This window comes from Effusibacillus lacus, from assembly GCF_002335525.1.
In the GTDB taxonomy this organism is placed as follows: Bacteria; Bacillota; Bacilli; order Tumebacillales; family Effusibacillaceae; genus Effusibacillus; species Effusibacillus lacus.
Genome location: NZ_BDUF01000010.1, coordinates 22,695 through 38,482 on the forward strand (window position 1 = coordinate 22,695; position 15,788 = coordinate 38,482).

General features: G+C 51.6%; 14 protein-coding genes. 12 read left to right on the forward strand and 2 right to left on the reverse strand.

Annotated features, from left to right (window positions below; all coding sequences use genetic code 11):
- The first annotated feature begins 15 nt into the window (after window positions 1–15).
- Window positions 16–978: a metal-dependent hydrolase gene (locus tag EFBL_RS02570; RefSeq protein WP_096180580.1), complete on the forward strand. Its 963-nt coding sequence runs from the start codon at window positions 16–18 to the stop codon at window positions 976–978.
- Here EFBL_RS02570 and EFBL_RS02575 read toward each other — a convergent pair whose 3' ends face one another.
- A complete protein-coding gene (locus EFBL_RS02575; protein WP_096180581.1) occupies window positions 979–1,824 on the reverse strand; it encodes a patatin-like phospholipase family protein in 846 nt (281 codons plus the stop codon).
- Window positions 1,825–2,419: 595 nt separating this feature from the next.
- Window positions 2,420–4,171 (reverse strand): methyl-accepting chemotaxis protein, encoded by a 1,752-nt coding sequence (locus EFBL_RS02580; RefSeq protein WP_096180582.1) that lies wholly within the window; start codon window positions 4,169–4,171, stop codon window positions 2,420–2,422.
- A gap of 211 nt (window positions 4,172–4,382) precedes the next feature.
- Here EFBL_RS02580 and EFBL_RS02585 point away from each other — a divergent pair, with 211 nt between their 5' ends.
- The 11 genes from EFBL_RS02585 to EFBL_RS02635 all read left to right on the forward strand — a co-directional run bounded on the left by EFBL_RS02585 (window position 4,383) and on the right by EFBL_RS02635 (window position 15,609).
- Window positions 4,383–5,354, forward strand: a complete 972-nt coding sequence (locus tag EFBL_RS02585; protein ID WP_096180583.1) for a PstS family phosphate ABC transporter substrate-binding protein — start codon at window positions 4,383–4,385, stop codon at window positions 5,352–5,354.
- Window positions 5,355–5,461: 107 nt separating this feature from the next.
- Entirely contained in the window at window positions 5,462–6,370 is a 909-nt protein-coding gene (pstC, locus tag EFBL_RS02590; RefSeq protein ID WP_096180584.1) for a phosphate ABC transporter permease subunit PstC, read from the forward strand.
- On the forward strand, window positions 6,370–7,227 hold the full coding sequence (gene pstA / locus EFBL_RS02595; protein WP_096180585.1) for a phosphate ABC transporter permease PstA: 858 nt from the start codon (window positions 6,370–6,372) through the stop codon (window positions 7,225–7,227). Before pstC ends, pstA begins: the two co-directional genes overlap by 1 nt.
- Before the next feature lie 51 nt (window positions 7,228–7,278).
- Window positions 7,279–8,031, forward strand: coding sequence for a phosphate ABC transporter ATP-binding protein PstB (pstB, locus tag EFBL_RS02600; RefSeq protein ID WP_096180586.1), 753 nt, complete (start codon window positions 7,279–7,281; stop codon window positions 8,029–8,031).
- Between the two features lie 33 nt (window positions 8,032–8,064).
- Window positions 8,065–8,724 carry a phosphate signaling complex protein PhoU gene (phoU, locus tag EFBL_RS02605; protein ID WP_096180587.1) on the forward strand — a complete coding sequence of 220 codons (660 nt, stop codon included), beginning with the start codon at window positions 8,065–8,067 and terminating at the stop codon, window positions 8,722–8,724.
- Window positions 8,725–8,772: 48 nt separating this feature from the next.
- Complete coding sequence (locus EFBL_RS02610) at window positions 8,773–9,384, forward strand: DUF47 domain-containing protein (protein WP_096180588.1); 612 nt, start codon at window positions 8,773–8,775, stop codon at window positions 9,382–9,384.
- Window positions 9,385–9,395: 11 nt separating this feature from the next.
- Window positions 9,396–10,382, forward strand: a complete 987-nt coding sequence (locus tag EFBL_RS02615; RefSeq protein ID WP_096180589.1) for an inorganic phosphate transporter — start codon at window positions 9,396–9,398, stop codon at window positions 10,380–10,382.
- Window positions 10,383–10,415: 33 nt separating this feature from the next.
- On the forward strand, window positions 10,416–11,111 hold the full coding sequence (locus EFBL_RS02620) for a winged helix-turn-helix domain-containing protein (RefSeq protein ID WP_096180590.1): 696 nt from the start codon (window positions 10,416–10,418) through the stop codon (window positions 11,109–11,111).
- 1 nt (window position 11,112) lies between these two features.
- Window positions 11,113–12,888 carry a two-component system histidine kinase PnpS gene (pnpS, locus tag EFBL_RS02625; RefSeq protein WP_165912727.1) on the forward strand — a complete coding sequence of 592 codons (1,776 nt, stop codon included), beginning with the start codon at window positions 11,113–11,115 and terminating at the stop codon, window positions 12,886–12,888.
- A gap of 489 nt (window positions 12,889–13,377) precedes the next feature.
- Complete coding sequence (locus tag EFBL_RS02630) at window positions 13,378–13,596, forward strand: hypothetical protein (RefSeq protein WP_096180592.1); 219 nt, start codon at window positions 13,378–13,380, stop codon at window positions 13,594–13,596.
- 162 nt (window positions 13,597–13,758) lie between these two features.
- Complete coding sequence (locus EFBL_RS02635) at window positions 13,759–15,609, forward strand: alkaline phosphatase (RefSeq protein ID WP_207907618.1); 1,851 nt, start codon at window positions 13,759–13,761, stop codon at window positions 15,607–15,609.
- The last annotated feature ends 179 nt before the right edge of the window (window positions 15,610–15,788 follow it).

The following is a 15,788-nucleotide window of genomic DNA, read 5'->3' on the forward strand; positions in this document are numbered from 1 at the left end:
ATGGAGGCGGCAGATTTGGATACGGGAAGCCATTTGTTGTTCGGCGTGACATTGGCAGGACTGGCCCATTTGGATCCCTCGGTAGCCCAGAACCCTGCATTGGCACAAGCGGTGCTGGCCGGTACGTTGATTGGTTCGCACGCGCCCGATTTTGACACAGTGATGAGGCTCAAGGGATATTCCCATTACATCCGCTATCATCGCGGAATTACCCATTCCATTCCGGCATTGTTCCTCTGGCCCGCGCTTATCGCAATTCCGTTGGCTTACGGGCTTGGTGCGGAAGATTCAATTGCGACCCTTTATCTGTGGTCATTGCTGGCGGTCGTGTTCCATGTGTTTCTGGATATGTTCAATTCCTATGGTGTTCAGTGTTTTCGTCCCTTCACCAGGAAGTGGATTCACCTGGACATCCTGTCTATCTTTGAGCCGTTTCTGTTCCTGCTGCATCTGGCAGGTTTGCTTGTGTGGCTGGAGTTTGACTATCAGCCGGGAGTCGTATTCACGGTGGTGTATGCAGTCACTTTCGGGTATATAGGGTTGCGGGCCCTGCATCATCAATTCCTGGTTGGGGCTGTCAAAAGCAAATTGAAAATCACCGGAATCTGCCATGTGGTTCCCAGCTTTCACTGGTTTCACTGGCGGTTTGTCGTGGAAACGGACGGTGGATTCCATACGGGAAGGATTGTTTACAACCGGATCCTGACGGAGGAGAGGTATTCAAAAGAAAACCCCAATCCGATCATTGAAGCGACCAAGCAAACGGACGGGGTACGGACCTTCCTCGCATTCGCCCAGCGGATCCATGTGACCTGCCGGGAGCTGCAGGACGGATATGAAGTCTCTTGGAGCGATGTCCGTTTCTGGTATGACAGCAAATTGCCCTTTGGTGTAGACGTGCGGCTGGACCGCGATCTGAACGTCGTAAGCCATTCGCTCGGCTGGCGGAAGCGAGCCTGGGATCCGCCTTTTGTATAATTACCAACCCAGGGTCTCCTTAATTTCCTTGATCCGGCTCCGAGTGTGCTCATAACCGTACTCGATGCAGGCGTGGAGTTTCGGAAATTCCAGAACTCCAACCGTTCCGACATCTGGGTGCAGAACAATGTCGGCGTGACGGGCAATGCTTCTTGCCTGAATCGCCAGATTCATGCTGATCACGCGGGACAGCACCGACATGATCGAGGGAAACGGTGTGCTAACCGGATTGGCGCACACAAGATTGACGGCGATCACCTTGTCGGCACCCAAGGCCCGGGCCGCCGTCACAGGGCAGTTGTCCATAATCCCTCCGTCAACCAGCAGCCTACCGTTATGGGCCACGGGTCTGAACAAGACCGGGATTGCAAAACTGGCCTGAACGGCATCGGCAATCGGGATGTCCGTAATTACATCCACCTCGTTGTCATCGTGCCTGTATTCACAGGAAGCGAATACCACCTGCCTTGCATGCTGCAGGTCGGAGGAAAGCAGAGCCAACGGACGCCGGATATCGGAAATACGTGTATTCCCGGTTTTGTTTACAATCAAGTCCCGCAGTTTTTCGCCCTTGATAATCCCCTGAACTGTTACACTCCGGTTAATCAACCGCAGGAAGAGTGACAGGTAGTCATAATCCAGATACCGTTTGTTGATGGCAGATACCATGCCGATCAACTCCTCCGGCCCGTATCCGTAAGCATATAGGGCAGCCACAATGGCTCCTGCACTGGTTCCCGCCACGCAGTCAACCGGAATTCCCGCTTCTTCCAATGCCAGCAGAACACCCAGGTGTGCACTCCCGGCCACCCCGCCGCCTCCCAGCGCGAGGCCGATTTTTCCCATATTCGAATCCCTCCATGAACTGGTTCCCCTTCATTATTCGCCGTCGGACGGAAAGGCATTCCTTTACGAAATCTTCATGAGGCGTTAAAGATTCAATCTTGGAATAGTTCCTGGAAAGTCCTGACCGGCCCAAGCGCAGGGAAGCTGCATCTGCAAAGGTAAGAAAAAATAGGACTGCATTTCAGGCTTATTTTTGTCGACTCAAAGGTACTCCCGGAAATAGGACTGTTTATCAGTCCTATATGCTATTTCTTACTTGTACACCTCAAAACTTATCCGAATAAGACTGAAATTCAGTTCTATTCTTGAGATGACAATCAAACAATCAGAAATAAGGCTGACAATCAGTTCTATTTTTACAACGAATGCATTATGTAAACTAAAACCCGGTCATGGAGACATTCCACCGACCGAGTTGCCCAGTGATATCAATGGTTTGAACGGGATTCAGGAGGTTGTATGCAACCCAAGCACAGGCCGGGCCTTGATTCGTTTAAATGAACGGGTCATTACTGCCAAAGAAGTGCTTGATTTCATCAACGGGCATCTGTCGACCCGCTTGGGGTCTCGGAGCTTGGAGGGGGTAACCCCCTCCTCAACTGACCTTAAACCTGCCCAACAGTCTCTGCATATCTTCCGCCAGCAGCGACAAAGACTGGGCGGAGGTGGAGATTTCCTGCATGGTCGCCAACTGCTCCTGGCTGGCGGCCGAATTCTGTTCGCTGGCGCTGGCGCCCTCTTCGGCAGCTTTCCGCACCACTTCGATGGCGCCCGCAATCTGTTGGGTACCGGCTGTCATCTGATCGATGGCGGATGTCATCTCCTGTGCCTTGTCCGCGACGCCGGCGACAGTTTCCCTGAACAGTTGGAACGCTTCATGGGTCTGCCGTGTCTTGGAGAGGCCGTCTGCTACCATGGATGTGCTTTCCTTCATGGCAGCAATGGCCTTGTCAATATCGTTTTGGATGACCCCAATCAATTGAGTAATCTGTTTGGCAGCTTCTGCCGATTCCTCAGACAACTTGCGGACTTCATCGGCAACTACCGCGAACCCGCGACCGCTCTCACCGGCACGCGCAGCTTCAATTGCCGCATTCAGCGCCAACAGGTTCGTCTGGCTGGCAATGGCCGTGATGGCGCTGACCATCTTGCCGATTTTTTGCGAATGATCGCCAAGCTGACTGATGATCAATGCGGTTTCCAGTACAGTTTCATTGATTTGGTTCATCTGGTAAACAACGGACTGGATGGACGATACCCCTTTCTCTGTGACAGAGGCTGCTTGCACTGCATGTTTTGACACATCCTCACTGTGGGAAGAGACTTGTTGGATCCCGGTTGACAATTGATTGATGGCTGCAACCGTTTCGTTGACGCTGTCCAGTTGTTCCTTCGCACCTGCCGCAACCTGTTGTGTGGCGGAAGCCATCTGTTCTGTCGCCTTGGATGTCTGCTCGGCAATCGCTGTCAATTCGTCGGAGGAGGCGGCTACCTGCATGGAGGAATCCCCAATGAGGGAAACAATGTTTCTCAGATCGGTTACCATCTTATTCAGAGATGTTACCAGCAATCCGATTTCGTCCTTGTTTCTTACTTTGACTTCCTCAACAGCCAGGTCTCCGTCAGCGACTTTTTGCAAGACTGCCGAGACAGTCTTGACCGGGCGGGAAATGCTCCGGCTGAGGAGCCATGCTACTGCAACGGTGCAGAAAAGAGCTGCAAAACCTACAAGGATCAATATGGAAAGCGCGATGGCCTGGGTTCGTTCCGCCCTGGCCTGAGCGTTGCCTGTCAGTTCGTTAATCACTTTCTTCAGCTTGTCGTCAGTAGCCCAGAAGCTGTCAAACAGGTTCTTTTCTTCCCCGATTTTGTATCTCGCTTCCGCAAGACTCCCAGCCTTTAGCAAAGCGATTTCCTCTTCAAAGTGGCTTTCGATTTTTCCGGACTTTTCCTTTGCTTCTTTCACCAATTCTTTTAACTCGGGATGTTCATTTGTGAAAGACTCCATAATCTGAAGATTCTTCTGGATCCGTTCTTTTCCAAGCTTGTAATTTTGCAGAAAACGTTCCTCATCTGAAGCCAGATATCCGCGGACACCTGTCTGCTCCTGCAGCAGATCGTTCAGGATGTTGGAGGAAGCGGTCTGCAAGGGAATCAGTTCGGAAACAATCCTGTCCGTTTCCTGTTGGATCCTGTTCATCCCGTACCAACTGACTGCCACAAGTCCAGACATCAACAGCAAAATCAAAAGGTAACTGGCCGCCAGTTTCTTTCCGACCGACAGGTTTACCGTTGATAAACTGAGTAAAATCTTGGCTATTTTGGGCACTTTAATGGGTAGGTACATGGTTTCTGCCCCTTTGTCGCGGTGATAATAAAAGGTTCCATTTCACTACTATACTTTGTTTGATTTGGAAATTGGTTAAGCAAATGTAAATGATGTCGACAGTTTTCGATTTTCTTCGCATCTTTACAATTTCTTAACAATCCTGCAATGATTCGTTTACACAGGGCTGGTACCATGAAGGAGAACTTAAGCCTAAAGGGGGATTTACTCCATGTTAAAAGGTATGTCGAAGAAAGCAATGGGACTGGCTATGGTCGCCACCCTGGGTCTGGGTGTGCTGGCCGGTTGCGGTTCCGCCAACAAACCGGCAGAACAGGGCAACAACAAGCCGGCAGCAGAAGCTCCGAAACTGTCCGGAACCATTAAGGCTGACGGTTCCAGCACCGTTGGTCCCATCACTGAGGCAGTTGCAGAAGAATTCAAGAAAGCTAACCCCGGCGTGCAAGTAACTGTAGGTATTTCCGGCACCGGCGGCGGGTTCAAGAAATTCACCGCAGGTGAGACAGATATTAACGACGCTTCCCGCAAGATCAAGGATGCGGAGAAGAAAGCCGCGGAAGAAAAGAAAATTGAGTACATTGAACTCGAAATTGCAAAAGACGGTATTGCAGTAGTAGTTAACAAAGAAAACACCTTTGTTGACAAGCTGACGGTTGCAGAACTGAAGAAGATCTGGGAGCCGGACAGCAAAGTGAAGAAGTGGAGCGAAGTTCGTCCAGGCTGGCCGGATCAGGAAATCAAGCTGTACGGTCCAGGAACCGATTCCGGTACGTTTGATTACTTCACCGAAGCAATCAACGGCAAGGAAAAAGCCAGCCGCAAGGACTACACCGCAAGCGAAGACGACAATACCCTTGTAAAAGGTGTTTCCGGCGACAAAGGCGGTCTCGGCTACTTCGGTTACGCCTACTATGAAGAGAACAAAGACAAGCTGAAGCTTGTTCCGATCGATAATGGCGACGGCAAAGCGCTGGCTCCCAACATCGGCAACATCAAGGACGGTACCTACAAGCCGCTGTCCCGTCCGCTGTTCATCTATGTAAGCAAGGCTTCCCTGCAGCGTCCGGAAGTAAAAGCGTTCATCAAGTTCTACATCGAGAATGCTCCGAAGCTTGTGAAAGAAGTCGGATACGTTCCGTTGGATGAGCCCAAGTACAAGGAACTGCTGACCAAGATTCAATAACTTTCTCGCTTGCATAAATGAATTGGTAAACGGATAATAAGAAGTGTGGCGTTGTTGAAAAAATGGCGCCACACTTCAGCATGTTTTTTACGGAAAGGACTCATGTCATGACCAACAACCAACCGATAGTCGCCAAAAAGACGAAGAATAAGCGGGATTTTGGCATCCGGTCGTTTTTGCTGCTTTGCGCAAGCGTGTCGATCCTGACGACCGTTGGCATTGTATTTGAATTGCTGTTTGAAACCATCAACTTCTTCCGGGAAGTTTCTTTGTTTGATTTTCTTACGGATACCGAGTGGAGTCCAACTTTTCAGGACAAGCACTTTGGTATCTTAACGCTTTTATCGGGATCTTTCCTGATTACGCTCGGGGCAAGTCTGGTCGCATTGCCTTTCGGTTTGGCAACCGCAATTTATTTGAGTGAATATGCACCGGACCGGGTCCGGAGGACAATTAAGCCGATTCTGGAGATCCTGGCCGGCGTTCCTACCATTGTATACGGGTTTTTCGCTTTGACGTTTGTAACTCCCATTATCCGTGCCATCTTCCCCACAGCGGGTGTGTTTAACGCATTGAGCGCTTCCATTGTGGTGGGAATCATGATTTTGCCAATGGTGGCATCGCTCAGCGAGGACGCGATGGTGGCTGTTCCCCGCAGTCTGCGTGACGGTGCGTACGCACTGGGTGCAACGAAGATGGAAGTTGCCACCAAAGTCGTGGTGCCGGCAGGGCTTTCCGGTATAATTGCTTCGTTCGTGTTGGCTCTCTCCCGTGCTATCGGCGAAACCATGATTGTGACCATTGCTGCCGGTGCAACACCGAAGCTAACCTTGAATCCGCTGGAAAGCGTCCAGACAATGACGGCCTACATCGTGCAGGTAAGCCTTGGCGATATTCAGCATGGCACCATTGAGTACAGGACGCTTTTTGCAGTCGGGATGACCCTGTTCCTGCTGACGCTCCTGATCAACATCATTGCCCAGTGGATCACCCGCAGATATAGGGAGGAATATTAATGTCTTCCGGACGACTTCAACTTCGCAAAACGATGGACAAACTGTCCAAAGCCGTCTTTTTTCTTGCCACGTCTTTTGGAATCATAGCGCTTGCCATATTATTGTATAACATCATATCGCAGGGAATCGGCTGGTTGGACTGGCAGTTTCTTACAAGCTTTCCCTCCCGTTTTCCGGAAAAGGCAGGGGTTAAACCGGCGTTGATCGGAAGCTTGTGGGTGATCGGATTTACGGCTCCGGTTGCATTTGTCGTGGGACTGGGAACCGCATTGTATCTTGAAGAATACGCGCAAAAAGGCCGTTTCAGCCGGTTGATCCAGATCAATATCAACAATTTGGCCGGTGTGCCGTCCATCGTATTCGGGATTCTGGGTCTCGGCCTGTTCGTCAAGAACCTCGGTCTTGGCCGCTCGATCCTGTCTGCCGCCCTGACCATGGCGCTGCTGATCCTGCCGATCATCGTGGTAGCATCCCAGGAAGCGCTCCGGAGCGTACCGCAGCATCTGCGAAACGCATCTTATGCGCTGGGTGCCACCAAATGGCAAACCATCTGGCGGGTGGTGCTGCCGGCCGCTTTTCCCAGCATTCTGACCGGGGTCATCCTGGCGGTTTCAAGGGCCATCGGGGAAACGGCTCCACTGGTTGTGGTCGGTGCGGTTGGCTTTATGTCGTTTGTGCCCAATTCGCCGTTTGATTTGTTTACGGTCTTGCCGATTCAGATCTTCCATTGGACAGCCCGTCCCCAAGAGGAATTCCGCTATATTGCGGCAGCGGCCATCATGGTGCTGCTTGCGGTGTTGTTCACTCTGAACGCACTGGCGGTTTATCTGCGCAACAAATATCAGAAACGTTTCTAGGCCGATTGACCTGACACAAAGGGAACGCCTGAGAAAAGGAGCGATATAATAGTGAGCATCATTGAAGTAACCGATTTGAACCTCTTTTACGGAGAACGTCAGGCACTGTTCAACGTGAATATTTCTATAGAAGATAAAAGCATCACCGCCCTGATCGGTCCGTCCGGCTGCGGCAAGTCAACTTTTCTTCGGACGCTGAACCGGATGAACGATATGATTCCGGGAGTAACAATTACAGGAACCGTGGAAGTGGCGGGGAACAATATATATGAGGACAACATTGACGTGGAAGTTCTGCGCAAGAATATAGGTATGGTGTTCCAGCAGCCGAATCCGTTTCCAAAGAGCATTTACGACAACATTGCCTTCGGCCCGAGGCTGCACGGCATTACAAACCGCTCGGAACTGGACGGGATTGTGGAAACCAGCCTAAAGGCGGCCGTTCTGTGGGATGAAGTGAAAGATGTGCTGAAAAAACCGGCCTACAGCTTGTCCGGGGGCCAGCAGCAGCGTTTGTGCATCGCCAGGGCGTTGGCGGTCAATCCGCAGATTCTGTTGATGGACGAACCGACATCTGCCCTCGACCCGATTTCCACTGCTAAAATCGAAGAGCTGCTCGTAGAATTAAAAAAGAAGTACACCATCGTCATCGTAACCCACAATATGCAGCAGGCAGCCAGGATTTCCGGGGTTACGGCCTTTTTCCTTAACGGGTATCTGATCGAATCGGGGGAAACGGACAAAATCTTTACGGCCCCGAATGACCCGCGAACCGAAGATTACATCACCGGACGGTTCGGCTAATACTCGAATCTTATCTATTGCTGGAGGAATTGGATGGATACACGGTCGAATTTTCACCAATCATTGGAAGAACTGCAGGCAGACCTCCTGAAAATGGGAACGCTCGTGGAAGAGGCGATCTATCAGGCGGTCAAATCCCTCGCCAGGATGGATGTCAAAATGGCGGAAGAAACGATTGAGCAAGATGACAAAATTGACCAGATGATGCTGGAGATTGAGGAGCGGTGCCTGCGTCTGATTGCGCTGCAGCAGCCGATGGCGGGCGATCTGCGCGTAATTGGCATGGCCATGAAGATTGTCACCGACCTGGAGAGGATTGCCGATCATGCGGTGGACATTGCAAAAACCACCAGGCGTCTGGCCGGCGAAACACTGGTGAAACCGCTGGTTGATATTCCCAGAATGGCTGACATTGCAAAGGAAATGCTGCGGGACGCGCTGACGGCGTTTGTCGAGAAGAACGTTGCCAGGGCAGAAGGCCTGGCGGAGAAAGACGACCAGGTTGACAAGCTTTATACGGAAATCTTCCAGGAGATCATCGGGTTGATGGGAACCGATCTGTCGGTGAACCGTCAAGTGACTCATCTGCTGATGGTAGCCCGTTATTTGGAACGTGTGGCCGACCACGCGACAAACATTGGCGAATGGGTGATCTACATGGTCACCGGTCAGCGAAAGGATCTGAATCTGTAATGCGGAAGGAGCCCCTGCGGGATTCCTTTCCCTCAGGGGGAACCTCTTGTGTTTAAAAAGAAGAACCGGTTCTTTGACATGCTCGTCCGGATCACTGAGAATCTGCTGAATGCGGCACTGGTGTTTCAGGACGGGCTGAAAAACTATCGGAACGGTGATCAATTGTTTCTCTCCATCAAACCCTACGAAACGGCCGGGGATGAATATACCCATCAAATGATCCGGGAACTGAACGCCACTTATATGACTCCCATTGACCGGGAGGACATCCTGGCACTGGCGACCAAACTCGATCAGATCCTGGACGGTCTTGAAGCGGCCGCCAACCGTTTTGACATGTTTGACATCCGGACGATCGATACCTTTATGCTGGATTTCGCAGCCAACATTGTGCACTGTTCCGGACAATTGGAGCAGGCGATGAAAGCTCTGCAGAAAAGAAACATGCTGGAGATCCGCCAGTATACAGTAAGAATCAATCAACTTGAAAACGAAGGGGACAAGCTGATGCGTGATTCCATCAAGTCCCTGTTTGCCAGAACAACGGATCCGGTGGAAATCATCAAGTTGAAGGAAGTCTATGAGATGCTGGAAGAGGTGTCCGACAGTTGTGAAGAAGCGGCTCAGGTTCTGGAATCGATTGTCATGACGAATGCTTGAGGAAGTGTATTGTGACGCTGATTGTCATTATTGTATTATTGGCGGTCGCTTTTGATTTCATCAACGGTTTTCATGATACAGCCAACTCCATTGCCACATCCATCTCAACGAAAGCTCTGTCTCCGCGGTTTGCGGTAATCTATGCGGGGGTTCTTAACTTTGCGGGAGCACTCGTCTGGACAGAGGTAGCCAAGTCCATCGGCGGGAAAATCGCCGATCCGTCCAAGATTGACAACGGTGTGGAGATTGTTATGGCAGCCTTGATTTCGGCCATTGCCTGGAATCTGATTACCTGGTATTACGGGATTCCTTCTTCCTCTTCCCACGCTTTGATCGGTTCGTTAACAGGTGCCGTATTTGCAGGTGCAGGAGCCAGCGGAGTGGATTGGGGCAGTTTTGCCTCGATTGTACAAGCTTTGATCCTGGCCCCTGTTCTCGCCTTCTGTTTGGGGTTTCTGGTAATGAAGCTGTTAAAATGGATTGTCGGGAACCTGTCGCCCCACCGGGTGAACAGATGGTTCCGCTTTCTGCAGATCTTTTCTGCCGGTATGCAAGCATTCACCCATGGGGGAAATGACGCGCAAAAAGCGATGGGCATCCTCGTTTTTGCGCTGGTGGCAGGCGGATTCCAAACCGATCTGGAAGTCCCCCTCTGGGTCAAAATCGTGGCTGCAACTGCGATGGGGATTGGAACATCGGTAGGCGGCTGGCGGATCATCAAGACGGTCAGCTCCAAAATCATCAAAATTGAGCCTCTGAACGGCTTTTCTGCCGACCTGACTTCATCTGTCGTGGTCCAGACAGCCACCGCTCTGGCATTGCCGGTCTCCACCACTCATGTCGTTTCTTCGGGGATCATGGGAACCGGAGCGGCCAAACAGTTCTACAGGGTTCACTGGCGGATGGCAGGACGCATCATCCTGACCTGGCTGATCACGATTCCGATTTGCGCGGTTTTGGCAGGTCTTGGCTTTTGGTTGATAGATTCCATCTTTTAAGGACGATCCATGTCCAATGTGGAGGTGCGGTGCATGGCTACCCGTGTCTTAGTGGTCGACGATGAGGAATCGATAGTCAAGTTGGTGGAATACAACCTGTCCCAGGCAGGTTTTGAAGTGCTGACGGCAGACAACGGTCTGTCCGCAATTGAAACGGTTCGCAGCCAGCGGCCGGAACTGATCATACTCGATCTTATGCTTCCCGGAATGGGTGGGATGGATGTCTGCCAGCGCCTGCGCCGGGAAGGGGTCACCACCCCGATTATCATGCTGACCGCCAAAGATGATGAAGTGGATCGGATTCTGGGCCTGGAAATGGGAGCGGACGACTATGTAACGAAGCCCTTCTCCCCGAGGGAGCTGGTGGCGCGTGTGAAAGCGGTTCTGCGCCGGGCCTCTGACGAACCAGGCAATGTGGATGGCGTATTCCATTGCGGCGACATTACCATCGATGTGAACAAGTACGAAGTGACAATCCGCGGCGAACGGGTGGATCTCACCCCCCGCGAGTTTGAACTGCTCTACTATTTGGCCAAAAATATGGGACGGGTGCTCAGCCGCGACCATCTGCTGGACAAGGTATGGGGATATGAGTTTGCGGGGGACACCCGGATTGTGGATGTCCATATCTCGCACTTGCGGGACAAGCTGGAGAAAGAGCCGAAGAACCCGGAATACATCAAGACGGTTCGCGGCGTCGGTTACAAGTTGGTCCAGGGAGAGGCGTAATGTGAAGGGAATTCGCGGACGAATCACATTCACCTATATGATTCTGATTGTGGTCACGCTGTTGATCTCCGGGGTCTATATCTTGCAGTTCATCGAGCGGGTCTACATGGAGAATCTGAAGAAAACACTCATAGACGAAGCCAAGATCGTTGCCAATTGGGTGTCGCCGTATATGGTGACACCCGATTCTTCTTTGCCGTTTCTGGCGGAAGTCTCAACAACGGTGAACTCTTCCACGGGCAAGCGGATCACAGTGTATGACCGGAACGGAAAGTCTCTTTATGATACTCATCCGGGATCTGTGGAAGAATCGGCTGTCAAGCCGGAGGTGCAGGAAGCGCTCAATCGCCGGATTGGAAGCGAGACCCGGCTGGATTCCGCCAAAGGCTCCAACTCTCTGTTTGTTGCAGTTCCAATTGTGGATGGGGAAACGGTCCAGGGGGCAGTACGGGTGGGTATCCCTTTGAACCCGGTATATAAGGAACTGGGCAACCTATGGGTCTCGGTTGGCATTTCCTTGCTGGCTGTTGCCGTAATCTCGTCGGTGGTGGGAATGTACTTCGCCTCAGGCATTGCCCGACCCATTGAGGAAATTACAAGAGTGACCCGGCAAATTGCGAGGGGGGCTTTCACCGAACGGGTACGGTACCGAAGCCAGGACGAACTGGGGGTATTGGGGGAATCTGTCAATCTGATGGCCGACCGGATTTCTGACCAGTTTGAAGATCTGACCCAGGAGAAAAGCAAGCTGGAAGGAATCATTGCCAGCATGGAGTCAGGTGTGATGGTGGTGGACCGGTCGGGACGGATCCAGGTTGTGAACCAGGCGACCAAGAACCTGCTCAGCCATTCCGGGCGCAGTCTGCTGGGGCAGTGGCATTGGGAAGTCGGTCGTTCTTACGGCCTTTCCTCCATGATCGATGAGGTGCTGGTAACAGGAGATTCGCAGCGCAAAGAAATTACATTGATGTCTCCCGCGGATACGAGCGTCGAATTGTACGCGACACCGATTAAAGGGAAAAATGATTCCATCGTAGGCGCGGTTGTGGTGCTTCATGACGTGTCCAAATGGCGTCGTGTGGAACAGATGCGGACGGAATTTGTGGCCAACGTTTCCCATGAGCTGCGGACGCCGATCACTGCCGTGAAGGGGTTTGCGGAGACCCTTCTGGATGGCGCCCTGGAACATCCGGATATGCGCCGCCAGTTTATCAAGATTATCTATGAGGAGTCGGACCGGTTAAGCCGTCTGGTCAACGATCTTCTGGAGTTGTCCAGGATTGAGTCGGGACATGTGGTCATGCAGTTTGAACCATGTGAAATCAATGAACTGGTGCGGACCACTGTGGACAAACTGGTGCATCAGGCCGGGCAAAACGGTTTGGTTCTCGAATCCCACCCGGCAGGTCAACCTGTCTATGCGGAAGTGGCCCGAGACCGGGTGTCGCAGGTGCTGATCAATCTGATCGGAAACGCGATTGCCTATACGCCCGAAGGAGGACGGATTGATGTAACCGTGGAGGACGGTGTGGATCAGGTCATCGTCCGGGTAAAAGACACGGGGATTGGCATTCCGCAAGACGATTTGCCCCGTTTGTTTGAGCGGTTCTACCGGGTGGACAAAGCACGGGCCCGCCGTTCCGGCGGCACAGGGTTGGGACTGGCCATCGTCAAGCACATAGTGGAGGCCCACAAAGGAAAGGTGTGGGTGGACAGCTATCCCGGCAGGGGCAGCACGTTCTCGTTTACGCTGCCAAAGCGGCAAGGGGATGAGTGAGCGGAGTGGCTTGGCGGTCTATAATCCACCTTCTTGGCGTTATGTAAACTCAGAGTGGTGACAACGGATTTTCAATCCGTTATTTCGTTTTTGGACCGCTCCCGCCTCCTCGCCCAGATAACTCGCTTAAGAACAAGACGTTTTTTCAGTCCTATTTCGCCTCGTGCAGGCCTCACCCCAAAATAAGACTGAAGGGCAGTCTTTTTCGGTTGTTTTATACCGGGTGGAGGTATAGGTGGTCCTAATAGGACTGGATTACAGTCTTATTTTATGGGATAGTTGGCTAAATCCCAAAATAGGACTGACGCACAGTCTTATTCCTGGCATCGAACTGGGTATGGAAGAACGGGGCACTGTTCAAAAGTTCAGGGGTATGGGGAGCCGGCACATTATTAAGTAGTCAGGGAAGTTGGGGGCGGCACCCGGTTAGAAAATAGCACGTCAGGAAAAGATACCCCCTGAGAGAAACTTATTGAAGGAGGTCTTCCAATGCCTGACCCGCAAGTGAGGGGAGCCAACCAGCAGTCAACCTCCCATTCCGAAACCATAGATGCGAACATGGAGATGGACCGATTTTTCTACGATCAGGATACCATCGAAAATCCGGACGGGACTGGCTTACCTCACTCCTATATGCACAACAATGCTCCGGCGATCAACATCAAGCGGCAGAATGAAGATCCGGAGGAAACCGCTACAGGCGACTAAGGTCAGGGGTGGAAAGGAATCGGAAGGGGATAGAAAAGCTCTGTTGGAAATGATCCAACAGGGCTTTTAACTAAACGTTAACAGTTCTTCAATCCTCGCTTAATAAAAGTCTAGTAAAGTTGGAAAAGAGGTTACCAGACTTTTCTTTTAGGGGGACGAGACATGAGGAGAAAGTTGAGTTGGAAACTGGCTGTTGCCATGCTGGGGGTAATAACAGCTTTGTCAACCGTGCCGCAATCTGCTCTGTTTGCAGAAGGTGAGCAAACACAACCACAGGCATCTCCTGCCATCACGATTTTGCCGATTGATCGCGCTACCATCCTCGCAGGGCAAAAGTTTGATTTTCGCGTGGAATTGAACAACGGAATTGCCAAGAAGGAAAACATCAAAGTCACGATCAACGGAATTGATGCGGAAAAATTCTTTGGAAAGACGGCTGATCGCACGAATTCGAACGAAAACAGCGCCGAGTTTACGATTCGCAGCGTTTCATTTGATAAAGCAGGCGCCGTTGAAGTGAAGGCTGAAGTGAAAATCGGTGACAAGACCTTGACGAAAACGGTGAAATATGAGGTATATCAAGCTTTTGGAAACGGGAAAAAAGCCAAGAATGTAATCTTGATGATCGGTGACGGCATGAGCGCCAACATTCGGACGGCAGCCCGCGTTGTCGCAAAAGGCATTGAGGAAGGCAAGTTCAAGGGCTGGCTGGAGATGGAAAAGATGGATCACATGGGTATGGTAACCACTTCCGGCATGGATTCCATCGTGACCGACTCCGCGAACTCCGCATCCGCTTACGCTACGGGACACAAAACGGCAGTCAGCGCCGAAGGCGTGTATCCGGACAACACATCGGATCCGCTTGACGATCCGCGTGTCGAAAATATTGTGGAGATGGTCAAGCGCACAAAAGGAATGGCTACCGGTATTGTAACAACCTCTGACGTGACGGATGCAACTCCGGCAGCGATGGCAACCCATACACGCAAGCGCAGCACATCGGAAGCGATTGTCAATATGTTCTTTGAGCATGGTTCCCGTCCCGATGTGTTGATGGGCGGCGGATCTGCATGGTTCCTGCCGGCTGACAAAGGCGGCAAGCGCAAAGACGGTAAAAATATGATCGAAGCATTCAAGGCGGAAGGATATTCGTATGCGGCCAATGCGGCAGAATTGAACAAGCTCGGAGACACCGACAAAATTCTCGGTCTGTTCAAGTCCGGTAACATGGACGTATACTTTGACCGTGAATACAGGCCGAACAACGGAGTGTTGGGCAAAGACACGGATCAGCCGAACTTGATGGAAATGACCGCAAAAGCGATCGATGCCCTCGACAACAACAAAAACGGATTTTTCCTGATGGTGGAAGCGGCTTCCATCGATAAACAGGCGCACCCGATGGACATGGAACGCCTGATCTGGGACACAATCGAGTTCGACAAGACTGTCGGTTTGGCCAAAAAATATGCTGAGGAGCACAAAGACACTTTGGTGATTGTAACGTCCGATCATGGACACTCCATGACGCTGAACGGGACTTACAACACGAAGGCGGCAGAAGGCAAGACCGGGGAAGAATTGCGGGAGTTTGTCGGAACCTATGAGAACTCCAAGTTCCCGACCTATGAGGACAAAGACGGGGACGGCTTCCCGGACAATCCGGATTCCGAATGGAAACTGGCTGTCGGTTGGGGCAATCATCCGGACTACAACGATGATTTCTTGACGAATCAGAAGCCGATGAGCCCGACTATCCAAGATCCCAACGTGAAAGACAAGCCGTGGTATATCGCAAATCCGGACAGAGATCCGAACGGTGTTCATTTCACAGGCAACCTGCCGCACGATGAAGCGGTGGAAGTGCATACCTTTGATGATGTGCCGATCAACGCCATGGGACCCGGTTCCGAACTGTTCACAGGATACATGGACAATACGGAAGTGTTCCGAAAGATGGTAACTGCCCTCGGAATCAACGCGGTGCAAAGCGAGAAAAGCCGCAAGTGAAACAAAAACGACCGCTCAAGCCTTTGGGCCCCTGTGCCCAAAGGCTTTTTGCATGGTACGGCAAATACAGGATATGGTTGGGTGCGAGTGCAGGTGCCGTGCGAACAAATGGTAGAAAAAACGTGCGAGACGGGACATCCGTTTGCTATAATGTTGTACACATGATGTGTGGAACAAAA